Raw genomic sequence first — 14,489 nt, 5'->3', positions numbered from 1 at the left:
CGTCACACACCTCGGGGCTCGGGAACGCGGCCGTACGAGCACCCGGGGAGGAGCGGAGCGCGGGTCCGCGGGGAAGCCGGGGGCACGAAATGGGGACTTGGCCGACGATAGCCGCCCATCGGCCCGGCCGCGCACCGGAGCTTGACGAGTTCGCCCGGTCTGTCGGTTGACGTGCGTCACTCCGCTGCCCAGGATCTGACCCATCGGTAACTTCGCGGCACCCCGACCGGCACCCCCTCCAGGAGGACGACCCCCATGGCGTATGACGCAGATGTGATCGTGATCGGGGCGGGTCTCGCCGGTCTCGCGGCGACCGCGGAGCTGATCGACGCGGGCCGCCGGGTCATCCTCGTGGACCAGGAGCCCGAGCAGTGCATGGGCGGCCAGGCGCACTGGTCCTTCGGCGGCCTCTTCTTCGTGGACTCACCCGAGCAGCGGCGCCTGCGGATCAAGGACTCCCGGGCGCTCGCCCTCCAGGACTGGATGGGCACGGCCGCGTTCGACCGTCCGGAGGACCACTGGCCGCGCAAGTGGGCCGAGGCCTACGTGGACTTCGCCGCCGGTGAGAAGCGGTCCTGGCTGCACGGGCAGGGCGTGCGGTTCTTTCCGGTCGTCGGCTGGGCCGAGCGCGGCGGCTACGACGCGCAGGGCCACGGCAACTCCGTGCCCCGCTTCCACATCACCTGGGGCACCGGCCCCGGGCTGCTCGCGCCGTTCGTGCGGCGGGTGCGCGCGGGGGTCGCGAGCGGCCTGGTCCAGCTCCGGTTCCGGCACCGCGTCACCGGGCTCTCGCGCAGCGCGGGCGACCTCGACACCGTCACCGGCGAGGTGCTCGAAGCCTCGGAGATCGAGCGCGGCCAGGCCAGCAGCCGCGAGGTCACCGGCACCTTCGAGTTCCGTGCCCAGGCGGTGATCGTCACCTCCGGCGGCATCGGCGGCAACCACGATCTGGTCCGCGCCCACTGGCCCGAGCGCCTCGGCACCCCTCCCGAGAAGATGATCTCCGGGGTGCCCGCGCACGTGGACGGCAGGATGCTCGGCATCGCCGAGGAGGCCGGGGCGCGCCTGATCAACCGCGACCGCATGTGGCACTACACCGAGGGCATCGAGAACTGGAACCCCATCTGGGACCGGCACGGCATCCGCATCCTGCCGGGGCCGTCCTCCCTCTGGCTGGACGCGCGCGGGAACCGGCTGCCCGTGCCGCTCTTCCCCGGCTTCGACACCCTCGGCACGCTCGAACACATCATGGGCACCGGGTACGACCACACCTGGTTCGTGCTCAACCAGCGCATCATCGGCAAGGAGTTCACCCTCAGCGGCTCCGAGCAGAACCCCGACCTGACGGGCAAGTCCGTGCGCGGCGTCATCGACCGGGCGCGCTCGGAGGTGCCGGGTCCGGTCAAGGCGTTCATGGACCACGGCGTCGACTTCGTCGTGGAGAGGGACCTCGCCGCGCTCGTGCGCGGCATGAACGCGCTCACCAAGGAGCCGCTCATCGACGAGGCCGCCCTGCGCCGCACCCTCGCCGCGCGCGACCGCGAGATCGCCAACCCCTTCACCAAGGACCTCCAGGTCACGGCCATCCGGGGCGCCCGCAAGTTCCTCGGCGACCGCCTCATCAGGGCCGCCGCGCCGCACCGGGTCCTGGACCCCGAGGCGGGTCCCCTCATCGCCGTACGCCTCAACATCCTCACCCGCAAGACGCTCGGCGGCCTGGAGACCGACCTCTCCTCGCGCGTCCTGACCGAGGGCGGCGAGCCGCTCGCCGGGGTGTACGCGGCGGGCGAGGCCGCCGGATTCGGCGGCGGGGGAGTGCACGGCTACCGCTCGCTGGAGGGCACCTTCCTCGGCGGCTGTCTGTTCTCCGGACGCACGGCCGGCCGCGCGGCGGCCAGGCAGGTGGGCTGACGGGCAGGTGGGCTGACCCGGCAGGTGGGCCGACCGGGCCGTGACCAGGCCCTCGCCCCAAAAGCGCGCCGAGGGGCGAAGTGTGAAGTCCACGTAGATTGAAACGAGTTGGTGAAGAAGGAAGGGTAGGCTGCCCTTGACGCGGAGGGTCGCCTACCGGTTTGCTGTGTGTGATCATCCGTACGCGAACCGCGCCGGGAGGACGTCCCGCGGTGTCCCCACCTCCACCCTCTCTGGGCCGCTCCCGCAAGAAGACGGCGGCGCAGGCCTTCGACCCCGCGCTCGACGACACCGCACTCGTCGCGGCCCGGGCGGCGCTGGCCCAGGGCCGCTGGACCGAGGTCCGCGAGCTGCTCGCCGCCACCGGCGACGACTGGGACCGCAGGGGGCACCGCTTCGACGTGCTCGGCCAGGAACCCGCCACCTCCGCGTGGGCCCGCGACTGGCGGCTCGTCGAGCCCGAGAGCCACGACGCCGGGCTGCTGCTCGTCTTCGCCGCCGTGCACAAGGCGCTGCGCGGCAAGGCGCGTTCGGACCGGGTGCGCGCCCAGTGCCGCGAGGCGGCCGCCCGGGCCCCCGACGACCCGACGCCCTGGCTCGCGCTGCTCGTCCTGGAGCGCTCCCTCGGCCGCGAGGAGGACGTCGTGCGCCTCTTCGACGAGGTGCGGCACCGCCACCCCGAGCACCACCACGCCCACCACCTCATGATCGCCCGGCTCGCCGAGCGGCGCCCGGCGGCGGGCCAGGACCCGCTGCACGAGGTGTACGACTTCGCGTCCTGGGCCGCCGAACAGGCCTCCCCCGGCTCGCCCCTGGCGGTCCTGCCGGTGATCGCGCACACCGAGCGCTACCGCGTGCTCGCCGCCGCGGGCATGGAGGCCGCCGACCCCGTCGCCGCCCGGCACTGGACCCCCCGGGCGGCGCGCCCAGGGCGTCATCAGGGCCGCCTTCGACTGGTGGCTGGAGTGGGAGACGCCCGCGCGCGTCCCGCACCCCCGGTGCCACGTCGACCTCAACTTCCTCGCCCACGCGAAGTTCTGCTCGGGCCGGGCGGCCGAGGCCGCCGCGCTCTTCCACCGCATCGGACGGCACGCGACCCCGGCCCCCTGGTCCTACCCCGACCGGGACCCGCACGAAGCGTTCACGGCCGCGCGCGCCACCGCGCTCGGATCGGCCTGAGACCCAGCACTCCTGACGTACCCCGGAAAGGACGGCCGCGCCATGGCGACGGGCAGTTCGAGCACGAGCGCAACCAGATCCCCCGGCGGGCCGCCGTCCGGCGGCGGGATCAGCACGTACAAGGGCGAGGAACGCGCGCTGCGGGCCGGCCGGCTCGGCACGGCGGGGCTGCTGCTCTCCGTGCTCGCGGCGACCGGTCCCCTCATGGTCGTCGCCGGTGTCATGCCCACTACATACGGCGTGATGGGTGTGGTCGGGCAGCCGCTGCTCTTCCTCGTCCTCGGCGTCGTCCTCGCGCTCTTCAGCCTCGGCTACGCCGAGATGAGCCGCCATGTGCACAACGCGGGCGCCTTCTACGCGTACATATCCCGCGGCCTCGGCGGCACCGCGGGCGCGGGCGCCTCGCTGGTCGCCCTCGTCGCCTACAGCGCCCTCCAGGCGGGGCTCTACGGACTCCTCGGCTTCGAGGTCTCCGGGCTCCTCGACACCTACGCCGGCGTCGAGGTCGCCTGGTGGATTCCCGCGCTCGTCGCCGTGGCCGTCGTCGCGGTCCTGGCCTGGCTGAAGATCGACCTGAACGCCCGGGTCCTCGGCGTCCTGCTGATCGTGGAGGTGGTCCTCGTCGTCATCTTCGACATCGCGGCCGTCGCCGACCCGGCCAAGGAGGGCCTGTCCCTGCACGCCTTCAACCCGGACACCCTCACCGGCGCGGGCGTCGCCACCTCGCTCTGCTTCTGCATCGCGGCCTTCACGGGCTTCGAACAGGCTCCCGTGTACGCCGAGGAGACCAGCCGCCCGCAGGTCGTCGTGGCCCGCGTGATGTTCTTCGCCGTCGGGTTCGTCGCGGTCTTCTTCGCGTTCAGCTCCTGGGCGCTGACCGTCGCCGCCGGGCCCTCCGGGATCGTCCCGGCCGCGCGGGAGCAGAGCGCGGGGCTGCTCTTCGGGCTCACCGAGTCACGGCTCGGCGGTACCTTCACCGACGTCATGCACGTCCTCTTCGTGACGGGCATGTTCGCGGCGATCCTCAGCTTCCACAACGTCGTGGCGCGCTACGCCTTCGCGATGGGCCGTGAGGGTCTGCTGCCCGCCGCCTTCGGCCGCACCAACACCTCCACGGGCGCCCCGGGCACGGGTTCGCTGCTCCAGACCGTCATCTCGGTCGTGGTCGTGGTGGCCTTCGCCGTCACGGACGACGGCCCGGCCGGTGACCCCACCGCGCCCGTCCTGCACCTGTTCACCTGGGGCGGCAACATCGGTGCCCTCGGCGTCATCCTGCTGATGGCCACGGCGTCCGTCGCCGTCATCGTCTTCTTCGCCCGCAGGGGCGCGGCGCGGGCCCAGGCCTGGCGCATCGCCGCCTCCGCGCTGGCCGCGGCGGGCCTCCTGGTCATCGCCGGTTACACGGTGAAGGACTTCGACGTCCTGGTGGGCGCGGGCCCCGGCTCGGCCCTGAGCTGGGCCCTGCCGGGCATCATCCTCGCGGCGGCGGTGATCGGCGTGGCCTACGGAGCGGTCCTCAAGGCGAGGAACCCGGCGGCCCACGCGCGGATCGGCCTCGGCAACGAGGCGTTCCAGCTGGAGAAGGCGTCGGGATCGCCCGCCTCGCCGAAGGTGTGAGGGGCGGACATGCCGGTGGCCGCGGTGCGTGGGTGCGGCGCGGCCACCGGCATGGTCACACCCCGCTAAATGATCAGGGACAGAAGCAGCACCAGGCCGCCCGCCACCACGGAGATGATCGTCTCCATGACGGACCAGGTCTTGACCGTCTGGCCGACGTCCAGGCCGAAGTACTCCTTGACCAGCCAGAACCCCGCGTCGTTGACGTGGGAGAAGAACAGCGAACCGGCGCCGATGGCGAGGACCAGCAGAGCCGTGTGCGAGGTCGACATATCGGCCGCCAGCGGTGCCACCAGGCCCGCGGCGGAGATCGTCGCGACCGTCGCCGAGCCGGTCGCGAGCCGGATGGCCACCGCGATCAGCCAGGCGAGCAGCAGCGCGGGGATCGACCAGTCCTTGGAGAAGTCCAGGATCATCTGGCCCACGCCCACGTCGATCAGCGTCTGCTTGAAGCCGCCGCCCGCGCCCACGATCATCAGCACGCCCGCGATCGGGGCGAGGGACTTCTCGACGGTGACCGAGAGCCGGTCCTTGGTGAAACCGGCCGCGCGGCCCAGCGTGAACATCCCGACGATCACCGCGGCGAGCAGGGCGATCAGCGGCGAGCCGATGACGTCGAAGACCCGCTGCACGGTGGCGTCGGGGTTGTCGACGACGATGTCCACCAGCGCCTTGGCCAGCATCAGGACGACGGGCAGCAGCACCGTGGCGACCGTGGCGCCGAAGCCGGGCCGCTTCTTCAGGTCCTCCGAGGGACGCTGCGGGATCATCTTCTCGGGGGCGGGCACGTCGACCCAGCGCGCCGCGACCCTGGAGAACAGCGGCCCCGCAATGATCACCGTGGGGATCGCCACGAGGACGCCGAGCGCGAGCGTGACACCGAGGTTCGCCTTGACCGCGTCGATCGCGACGAGCGGCCCGGGGTGCGGCGGGATGAGCCCGTGCATCACGGAGAGGCCCGCGAGCGCCGGGATGCCGATCCGCATCAGCGAGTAGTTGCCGCGCTTGGCGACCATCAGGACGACCGGGATCAGCAGCACGATGCCGACCTCGAAGAAGAGCGGAAGGCCGATCACCGAGGCGATGAGCACCATCGCCCAGGGCATGGCGCGCCCGCCCGCCCTGGCGAGGATCGTGTCGACGATCTGGTCGGCGCCCCCGGAGTCCGCGAGCAGCTTGCCGAGGATCGCGCCGAGGGCGATGAGGACACCCACGCCCGCGACGGTCGAGCCGAGCCCGGTGGTGAAGCTGGCGATGGTCTTGTCGAGCGGGGCGCCCGCGAAGGCGCCGAGCGCGAGTGACCCGACGGTCAGCGCGAGGAACGCGTGCAGCTTGAACTTGGTGATGAGCAGGACGATGACGGCGATGCCCGCGAGTACGGCGATCCCCAGCTGGGCGTGGCCCGCCGAGGTGATCGGCTCGACGGGGTCCGCTGCCAGCATCTCGACGCTGAGATGGGTCACGGTTGATCCCTAGTACGAGTGGTGTGCGTGGGAGTGGGGGGAGGCTTACGGGGCAGCGGGTGCTTCGAGACCGTCCAGGGCCTCGACGGCCCGGTCGGTGATCTCCTCGGGGCTGCCCGAGACGTCGACGGAGACGCCCGCCTCGTCCGCCCCGAGGGGCTGGAGCGTGGCGAACTGCGAGTCGAGGAGCGCGGTCGGCATGAAGTGGCCCTGCCGGTGCGACATCCGGTCCTCGATGAGCGCGCGGTCACCGGTGAGGTGGACGAAGACGGCCCCCGGGGCCGCGGCGCGCAGCCGGTCGCGGTAGCTCCGCTTCAGCGCCGAGCTGCTGACCACCCCGCCCTTGCCCGCTCGGCCGTCCGCCCAGGCGCCGATGGCGTCGAGCCAGGGCCACCGGTCGTCGTCGGTGAGCGGCGTGCCGGAGGACATCTTCTCGATGTTCGCCGGGGGGTGGAAGTCGTCGCCCTCGGCGTACAGCACGCCGAGCCGGTCCGCGAGCAGGGGCCCGATCGTGGTCTTGCCGGTCCCTGCCACGCCCATGATCACGACGACGTGGGGGGTGCGCCGTTCCTTCATCGCGTCCTGCCTCGCTGTCCTCATCGACATCGGTCCTTCGTTCACGTCACTGAAACCCATTAGGTCAGACGAATTCAAGAGCCTGTGACATAAAAGTCTGACTTATTGCTCGGGCGGCTTCCCTCGTAGGCTTCCCTCATGACCGCTCAGGCCCGAGGGCTGCACTCCCGCGTACTGGAAAGCCTCGGGCCCGCGATCACGGCCGGTGAGTACCCGGCCGGGAGCGTCCTGCGCACGGACGAGCTCGCCCAGCGTTTCGAGGTGTCACGCTCGGTGATGCGCGAAGCGGTCCGGGTCCTGGAATCCATGCACCTGGTGGCCTCCCGGCGCCGCGTGGGCGTCACCGTGCTGCCCATCGAGCAGTGGAACGTCTACGACCCGCAGGTCATCCGCTGGCGCCTGGCCGGGGCCGACCGGCCCCGCCAGCTCCGCTCCCTCACCGTGCTGCGCTCCGCCATCGAGCCGGTCGCGGCCGGGCTCGCCGCCCGGCACGCCACGGCCGCCCAGTGCGCCGAGCTCACCGAGTGCGCGCTCGGCATGGTCGCCCACTCCCGCGGCCACCAGCTGGAGGGCTATCTGCGGCACGACGTCGCCTTCCACCGGGTCATCCTCAACGCCTCGGGCAACGAGATGTTCGCCCGGCTCGGCGACGTCGTCGCCGAGGTCCTGACCGGGCGCACCGCCCACCAGGTGATGTTCGAGGACCCGGACCCGCCCGCCGTCACCCTGCACGTCAGGGTCGCCGAGGCGGTCAGGGAGGGCGACGCCGCCCGCGCCGAGGCCCTGACCCGGGAGATCGCCCTGGGCGCCCTGGAGGAACTGGACATCCTGGCGCCCTGAGCGGGCGGGCGCACCCGCGTCGGCCACAATGGACGGCATGTCCCGACGCGCCCCACGCCCCACGTCCTGCCCCTGCGGCCACCCCGAGCCGTACGAGAAGTGCTGCGGCGGGCTGCACCGGGGCGAGGCCGCCGCGCGCACCCCCGAGGAGCTGATGCGCTCCCGCTACAGCGCCTTCGCCGTCCGGGACGAGGGCTACCTCCTGCGCACCTGGCACCCCCGCACGCGCCCGCCGCGCGTGGAGTTCGACCCGGCGATGCGCTGGACGGGCCTGGAGATCGAGGAGACCACCGAGGGCACCGCGTTCCACACCACCGGCACGGTGACCTTCCGGGCGCGCTACACCGACGACGGACGCCCCGACTCCCTGCACGAACGCAGCCGCTTCGAACGGCTCGACGGTGGATGGGTGTACGTCGACGGCGCATTCATCGACTGACCCCGCTGACCCCGCTGACCCCGCTGAGCCCGCCGGTCCGCGCGGGGCCGCCACCCGCCGGGATCGGCCACCGGCGCGGGTGGGCGCGTGGGGCCACAGGGAAGCGGGCGTCCACCCGGGGTGTGTCCGCCCCGCGCCGGGGGCGCCCCGCACCCGCCGGGAAGCCGCCGACGGGCCCAAACGCCCTGGCCCGGCCGCCAGTTCGAGGACCGGCGCGGCCCGCGCACATCGGCGGGAACACCCGCTGCGGCCGACCGGCACCGCCAGTAGCGTCTGCGTGCCCCCGTCCCTCACGCAGTCCCGCACGCCGTACGTCCTACGCCGTGCGATGGAAGAGGCGCCCGATGGCCGACAGCGGACAGCACCAGCGGAGTTATGAGCGCTACATGGGCGGCAGCCCGGAGGCGGAGCGACGGATCTTCGAGCGCCTGGCCCAGGAGCTGATGAAGGTCCAGGAGAAGAACCGGCGCGCCGCCAAGGCCCCGAAACCCGACCGCGCCCTGCACGCCAAGGCCGCGCTCGGCGTCGAGAACGCCCGCCTCCGCTTCCACGACGACCTCCCGGACGCCCTGCGCGTGGGCTTCGCCCAGCCCGGCGCCGAGTACCCGGCGACCCTGCGCCTCTCCAACGCCGGCGGCATCCGGGCCGCCGACGGCGCGCCCGACCTGCGCGGCGCCGCCGTGCGCGTCACGGTCTCCGCGGCGGAGAGCCACGACCTGCTCGCCACCAGCTTCCCGGTGTCGCACGCGCGCGAGGCGGCCGGGAGTTCGTGGCGTTCGCCAAGGCCATGGCGGGGGCGACGAGCACCGTGGAGAAGGCGGTGGGGCTCTTCGTCAAACTGCCGCTCGCCATCGGCTCGACCGCCGCCACGCGCATGCGCCGCAACATCAGGACCGCCGTCAAGCACACGGTGAGCAGCCTCGCCGACGAGACGTACTGGAGCCGCAGCGCCATCCTGTGGGGCGCGGCCGGCCCCGTGCGGTACCTGCTGCGCCCGGTCGTCCACGGCGCGGCGGCCGGCGGCGGGAACCGGCGCGACCCCGACCATCTGAGCCGCGAGCTCGAGGCCAGGCTCGCCCGTCAGGACATCAGCTTCGACCTCTGCGTCCAGCGGTACGTCGACGAGAAGGTCACCCCGATCGAGGACGGCTCCGTGGAGTGGCTGGAGTCCGTCTCGCCCGCGCTGCCCGTCGCCACGCTCACCGTGCCGAGCCAGGACCTCGACACCGCCGAGGCACGCGCCGCGGCCCAGCGCGTCGAGGCGACCGCCTTCAACCCGTGGTACACCACCGACGACTTCCGCCCCCTCGGCAACCTCAACCGGGCCCGCAAGGCCGCGTACGAGGCGAGCGCCGCCCACCGCGACGGCCTGCGCTTCGTCACCGAGGAACCGCTGCGCAACCGCGTCCTCGACGTGCCGGTCGGCGCCGCGTTCCGCCTCCTGAACCGCTATGTGCCCTGGCACAAGCTGCCGCTGGAGGCGAGCCTGCTCAACCTGGTCTTCCTGCGCAAGGCGCTGCGCCGCTACAACCTCATCGACACCGACGTGCACGAGGCGCCGCCCAGGGCCGTCCCCGTGCCCACCCCGCCGCCCGACGAGCGGCTGCGCACCTCACGTTCGTACGACGGCACCTACAACGACCTCTCCAAGCCGCGGATGGGCGCCGTGGGTGCGGCCTTCGGGCGCAACCTCAAGCCGGTCTACCGCCCCGACCTCTTCGACGTGCCGAACCCGGTCGAGGTCAGCCGCAGGCTCCTGCACCGCGACACGTTCCTGCCCGCGACCTCGCTGAACGTGCTGGCCGCCGCCTGGATCCAGTTCCAGGTCCACGACTGGGTCAACCACCGCCGTCACAAGCCGGGCGGACCGGTCGTCGAGGTGCCGCTGCCGCCCGGCAGCACCTGGCAGAACACCCCCGGCGGCCCCGCCGAGCGCGTCATGCGCTTCGCGGAGAACGAGGGCATCGAACTCCCCGGCGGACAGCCGCCGCTGCTCTTCGCCAACGCGGCCTCCCACTGGTGGGACGGGTCCGAGGTGTACGGCGAGGACGAGCGCACCGCCACCTATCTGCGCGAGCCGGGCGGCGGCGCCGCACTCCGCCTGGAGGAGGGCCATCTGCCCCTCGGCCAGAACGGCATACCGCTGACCGGCTTCGCCGAGAGCTGGTGGATGGGGCTCAGTGCCATGCACACGCTCTTCGCCCGTGAGCACAACGCGGTCTGCGACGCGCTGCGGCACACCTACCCCTCGATGAGCGAGGAGAGCGTCTACCACACCGCCCGCCTGGTCGTCTCCGCCCTCATCGCCAAGATCCATACGGTGGAGTGGACCCCGGCGATCCTCGCCACCGAGGCCATCGACCTCGGCCTGCACACCAACTGGGACGGCCCGCCCGCGAACTGGCTCAACAAGCTCGGCCTGTGGCTGCTCGAATCCCACTCGCTGACCGGCATCCCCAGGACGCTGCCGGACCACCACAGGGCCCCGTACTCGCTGACCGAGGACTTCGTCACCGTCTACCGGATGCACCCGCTGATCCCCGACGACTTCGAGATGCGCGAACACCGCTTCGGGCAGCGCCTGGAGACCCTCGGCTTCCGCGACATCCAGGGCGGCTTCGCCGAGGGCGCCATCCGCAAGACGGGCCTCACCGACACGCTGTACTCCTTCGGCACCGCCCACCCGGGCGCGATCACCCTGCACAACTTCCCGCGCGCGCTCCAGCACTTCGAACGGGACGGCGAGATCATCGACCTGTCCGTGGTCGACCTGGTGCGCACCCGCAGGCGCGGCGTACCCCGCTACAACGACTTCCGCGAGGGCCTGCACAAGCAGCGGCTGCGCCGCTTCGAGGACCTCTCCGATGACCCCGCGACCGTCGCCGCGCTCAAGGACGTCTACCGCTCGGTCGACGAGATCGACACGGTGGTCGGCCTGTTCGCCGAGAACCCGCCGCACGGCTTCGGCTTCAGCGACACGGCCTTCCGCATCTTCATCCTGATGGCCACCAGGCGGCTCCAGAGCGACCGCTTCCTGACCGTCGACTTCCGCCCGGAGATCTACACCCCGCTCGGCATCGACTGGGTCCAGAAGGGCGGCATGAACTCCGTCCTGCTGCGGCACTGCCCCGAACTCGCGGGCCTGCTCCCGCGCGGCGTCAGCGCCTTCTCGCCCTGGCGGCAGGTGCGGCCGGCGGGCGCCGAGGACCGGACCGGCGGCTGAGGGCGGCGCGGCACACCGGGTCGCCCGGGACTCACGGCCCGGACGACCCGGCTCCGCGCCCCTACAGGCCGAGCGCCGGTACCCGGCACGCGATCAGGAGCGGCCCCGGCTCCGCGAGACCGCGCTTCAGGAGCGCCGTGAACTCCGCCGCCGTCGTCGCCCGCTCCGCGGGGACACCCATCCCCCGGGCCAGCGCCACGAAGTCGAGCGGCGGCCCCGAGAGATCCAGGAGTCTGCGGGCCCTGGGGCCGCCGGGCGCCGCGCCCACCGCCCCGAGCTCCAGGTTCAGGATCGCGTACGAGCCGTTGTCGAAGACCACCGTCGTGACGTCGAGGCCCTCCCGCGCCTGCGTCCACAGCGCCTGCGGCGTGTACATCGAGGCGCCGTCCCCGACCAGCGCGAGCACCGGCCGGTCCGGGCAGGCGACCGCCGCGCCCACCGCCAGCGGCAGGCCCTGGCCCATCGCCCCGCCGGTCAGCGTCAGCCAGTCGTGCGGCGGCGCGCCCGCGGTCGCGCCGGGGAGCCAGATGCCGCTGGTGTTGGCCTCGTCGACGACGATCGCCCCGTCCGGCAGCAGCGCCCCGATCACCGCGGCGGCCGACTCCGCGGTGAGGTCGCCCGAGGGCAGCGCGGGACGTGCGGCGGCCGCCCGTACGGGACTCGCGCCGGGGCCCACCACCTCGGCGAGGCCTTCGAGCGCCGCCGTCACGTCCTCCGTGCCCGCGGAGAGGGTGTGCACCGCGCAGCCGTCCGGCACGAGACCGCCGTCCCGCCCCGGATAGGCGAAGAAGGACACGGGCGAGGCCGCCCCGGCGAGCACCAGGTGGCGCAGGCCCGCGAGCTGCCGCGAGGCGCCGGACGCGAGGTAGGCCAGGCGCTCGGCGACGGGTCGTCCCGCGCCGCGCTCCTGGCGGGCGGGGAAGGTCTCGCAGAGCAGCTTCGCGCCGGTCGCCGCCGCCACCCGGCCCGCCGCCGCGAACGCGGGCCCGCGCACCGCGTCCCCGCCGAGCAGCAGCGCGGCGCTCTCGCCCGAGCCCAGGGCGTCGGCGGCGCCCGTCACCGCGTCCACCGAGACCAGGCCGCGCCGGGCGGCGGGCGGCGGCGCGGCGGCGGGCGGCTCGCCCGCCTGCGACCAGGAGACGTCGGCGGGCACGATCAGTGTGGCGATGGCGCCCGGCGGACCCGCGGCGGCGGCGACGGCCTGCCGGACGTCACCGGCCAGTTCCTCCGCGTGGTACGTGCGCCGGGTCCACGCCGACACGGTGCCCGCGAGCGCCCCGATGTCGGATTCCAGGGGCGCGTCGAGCCGCTTGTGCCGCAGCGCGTGGTCGCCGACGACGTTGACGACGGGGGAGGCGGCCCGGCGGGCGTTGTGCAGATTGGACAGACCGCCCGCCAGACCGGGGCCGAGGTGCATCAGCGTGCAGGCGGGGCGTCCGGCCATCCGCCCGTACCCGTCGGCGGCGCCCGTGGCCACGCCCTCGAAGAGGCAGAGCACCGGCCGCATCTCGGGGACCGCGTCGAGAGCGGCCACGAAGTGCATCTCGGAGGTGCCGGGATTGGCGAAGCAGGCCCGCACACCCCCGTCCACGAGGCCGCTGATCAGGATCTGCGCTCCGTTCGGCATGGCGGTCCGCCTCTGCTCGGTGGCGCGGGCGCGCGCGGGGCGTCCGCGCCGGGTGCGTGGGAGAGGCCAGTCTTCACGGGGTGCGGGCCGCGGCGGCAGCCGGGATCCGGCCAGCCGGCGCGGGGCCGCCGGGGCCGAACCTGCGCCGGTAATCGGTGGGGCTGAGCCCCGTCTCGCGGCGCAGCCTGGCCCGGAGGTTGGCGGCGGTGCCGAGGCCGCTGCGGTCCGCGACCACGTCGAGCCGATCCTCGCCGCGCTCGATGAGTCGGCAGGCCAGGGCCACCCGTTCGGCGGTGAGCCAGGCCAGCGGTGTGGTGCCGAGCTGGGCGCGGAAGCGGCGGTGCAGGGTGGCGGGGCTGACTCCGGCGCGGGCCGCGAGGCCGGCCACCGACAGGGGGGTGCCGAGCCGCTCCTGCGCCCAGGCGAGCAGGGGCGCGAGGGAGGCGTCGGGCACCGGCGGAACCGGCCGCTCCACGAACTGCCGCTGGCCTCCGTCCCGGTGCGCCGAGAAGACAAGACGCCTGCTCACGGAGTTGGCGACCTCGGCTCCGAAGTCCTTGCGCACGAGGTGCAGACCCAGATCGAGCGCGGCGGCGCTGCCCGCGGCGGTGAGGATGTCGCCGTCGTCCACGAAGAGCACGTCCGGTTCGAGCCGCACGTCCGGAAACCGCCGCCGGAAGGAGTCGGCCCACTGCCAGTGCGTGGTGGCCCTGCGCCCGTCGAGGATGCCCGCGTCGGCGAGCGCGAAGGCGCCGGTGCACAGGCTCACGATCCGGGCGCCGCGCTCATGGGCCCGCCGGATGGCCGCGAGGACGGCCGCTCCGCGCGGTGCCGCGTTGTCCGGACGCCCCGGCAGGACCAGCGTGTCCGCGCTCTCCGCGGCGTCGAGTCCGGGCACCCCGGTGAGGGTGAAGAAGCCGTGGTTCATGCGCACGCCGGGCTTCGGCGTGCACAGCACGATCTCGTACAGGGCGCCGGGCAGGCCGAGTTCGGGCCGGGGCAGACCGAACACCTCGGTGGCGGCGCCGACTTCGAAGGGGTTGGTCCCCTCGTCGACGACGACCACGACCCGGTGCGGTGCCCGTCCGAGGGCCGGTTGCGAGGATTCTTGCGCCATGTGCGGTTTCTAGCACTCGCGGCGGCACTCCGTCACACCGCAGGATCACCACATGACCAGTGAACACGTCACCGACCCCGCCGCTTCCGCCGAGCCCGCCGCCGCCGGACCGGCCGCCCCCGCCGCCGTGCCCGTCGCCCTCGGCGACGCCCTCGCCTCCTTCGACGCCCTGTGGAGCCCCCGCATCGTCACCTCCGTGAACGACTACGACGTCCGTGTGGCGAAGCTGCTGGGCGACCACGTCTGGCACGTGCACGAGAACACCGACGAGTTCTTCCTCGTACTCGACGGCGAACTCCACATCGACCTGCGCGAACCGGCGGGGGAGCGCAGGGTGACCCTGCCCCGGGGCTCGGTCTTCACGGTTCCGCGCGGCACCGAGCACAAGCCGTACGCCCCGGACGGCGCCCGCATCATGCTCTTCGAGCCCACCGGCACGCTGACGGTGGGCGMCCGGCACGAGGAGATCCCGGACCACGTGGACGTGACCACGGGCC

General features: G+C 73.3%; 9 protein-coding genes and 2 pseudogenes. 7 read left to right on the top strand and 4 right to left on the bottom strand.

Annotated elements, in window-relative coordinates; all coding sequences use genetic code 11:
* Positions 1-255 precede the first annotated feature (255 nt).
* From AB8Z36_RS14270 to AB8Z36_RS14260, 3 genes and pseudogenes are all read left to right on the top strand, one after another.
* A complete protein-coding gene (locus tag AB8Z36_RS14270; protein ID WP_369213648.1) occupies positions 256-1,911 on the top strand; it encodes an FAD-binding dehydrogenase in 1,656 nt (551 codons plus the stop codon).
* A 212-nt stretch (positions 1,912-2,123) separates the two neighbouring features.
* A pseudogene (locus AB8Z36_RS14265) lies at positions 2,124-3,090 on the top strand (hypothetical protein).
* A gap of 42 nt (positions 3,091-3,132) precedes the next feature.
* Positions 3,133-4,707, top strand: coding sequence for an APC family permease (locus AB8Z36_RS14260; protein WP_369213647.1), 1,575 nt, complete (start codon positions 3,133-3,135; stop codon positions 4,705-4,707).
* A 65-nt stretch (positions 4,708-4,772) separates the two neighbouring features.
* Here AB8Z36_RS14260 and AB8Z36_RS14255 read toward each other — a convergent pair whose 3' ends face one another.
* Positions 4,773-6,170, bottom strand: coding sequence for a GntT/GntP/DsdX family permease (locus AB8Z36_RS14255; RefSeq protein ID WP_369213646.1), 1,398 nt, complete (start codon positions 6,168-6,170; stop codon positions 4,773-4,775).
* A 45-nt stretch (positions 6,171-6,215) separates the two neighbouring features.
* Positions 6,216-6,746 carry a gluconokinase gene (locus AB8Z36_RS14250; RefSeq protein WP_369213649.1) on the bottom strand — a complete coding sequence of 177 codons (531 nt, stop codon included), beginning with the start codon at positions 6,744-6,746 and terminating at the stop codon, positions 6,216-6,218.
* Between the two features lie 138 nt (positions 6,747-6,884).
* Here AB8Z36_RS14250 and AB8Z36_RS14245 point away from each other — a divergent pair, with 138 nt between their 5' ends.
* From AB8Z36_RS14245 to AB8Z36_RS14235, 3 genes and pseudogenes are all read left to right on the top strand, one after another.
* Entirely contained in the window at positions 6,885-7,586 is a 702-nt protein-coding gene (locus AB8Z36_RS14245) for a FadR/GntR family transcriptional regulator (RefSeq protein ID WP_369213645.1), read from the top strand.
* A 37-nt stretch (positions 7,587-7,623) separates the two neighbouring features.
* Positions 7,624-8,025, top strand: coding sequence for a YchJ family protein (locus AB8Z36_RS14240; RefSeq protein ID WP_440581916.1), 402 nt, complete (start codon positions 7,624-7,626; stop codon positions 8,023-8,025).
* A gap of 344 nt (positions 8,026-8,369) precedes the next feature.
* Positions 8,370-11,248 (top strand): annotated as a pseudogene (locus tag AB8Z36_RS14235) (peroxidase family protein).
* Between the two features lie 61 nt (positions 11,249-11,309).
* On the opposite strand, the gene AB8Z36_RS14230 reads toward AB8Z36_RS14235, so the two are convergent.
* Entirely contained in the window at positions 11,310-12,875 is a 1,566-nt protein-coding gene (locus tag AB8Z36_RS14230) for an acetolactate synthase large subunit (protein WP_369213643.1), read from the bottom strand.
* Between the two features lie 73 nt (positions 12,876-12,948).
* Complete coding sequence (locus AB8Z36_RS14225; protein ID WP_369213642.1) at positions 12,949-13,992, bottom strand: GlxA family transcriptional regulator; 1,044 nt, start codon at positions 13,990-13,992, stop codon at positions 12,949-12,951.
* A gap of 52 nt (positions 13,993-14,044) precedes the next feature.
* On the opposite strand from AB8Z36_RS14225, the gene AB8Z36_RS14220 reads away from it, so the two are divergent.
* On the top strand, positions 14,045-14,489 hold a 445-nt coding region (locus AB8Z36_RS14220; RefSeq protein WP_369213641.1), incomplete at its 3' end, for a cupin domain-containing protein.

The sequence above is a fragment of the Streptomyces flavofungini genome (genome assembly GCF_041028215.1).
GTDB lineage: Bacteria > Actinomycetota > Actinomycetes > Streptomycetales > Streptomycetaceae > Streptomyces > Streptomyces flavofungini_B.
This window is presented reverse-complemented; position numbering and strand designations above follow the sequence as displayed.

Bases quoted from the DNA above. Each gene is read 5' to 3' on its own strand.
- AB8Z36_RS14270 (WP_369213648.1), top strand. From the start codon at position 256: ATGGCGTATGACGCAGATGTGATCGTGATCGGGGCGGGTCTCGCCGGT.
- AB8Z36_RS14260 (WP_369213647.1), top strand. From the start codon at position 3,133: ATGGCGACGGGCAGTTCGAGCACGAGCGCAACCAGATCCCCCGGCGGG.
- AB8Z36_RS14250 (WP_369213649.1), bottom strand. From the start codon at position 6,746: ATGAAGGAACGGCGCACCCCCCACGTCGTCGTGATCATGGGCGTGGCA.
- AB8Z36_RS14245 (WP_369213645.1), top strand. From the start codon at position 6,885: ATGACCGCTCAGGCCCGAGGGCTGCACTCCCGCGTACTGGAAAGCCTC.
- AB8Z36_RS14240 (WP_440581916.1), top strand. From the start codon at position 7,624: ATGTCCCGACGCGCCCCACGCCCCACGTCCTGCCCCTGCGGCCACCCC.
- AB8Z36_RS14230 (WP_369213643.1), bottom strand. From the start codon at position 12,875: ATGCCGAACGGAGCGCAGATCCTGATCAGCGGCCTCGTGGACGGGGGT.
- AB8Z36_RS14225 (WP_369213642.1), bottom strand. From the start codon at position 13,992: ATGGCGCAAGAATCCTCGCAACCGGCCCTCGGACGGGCACCGCACCGG.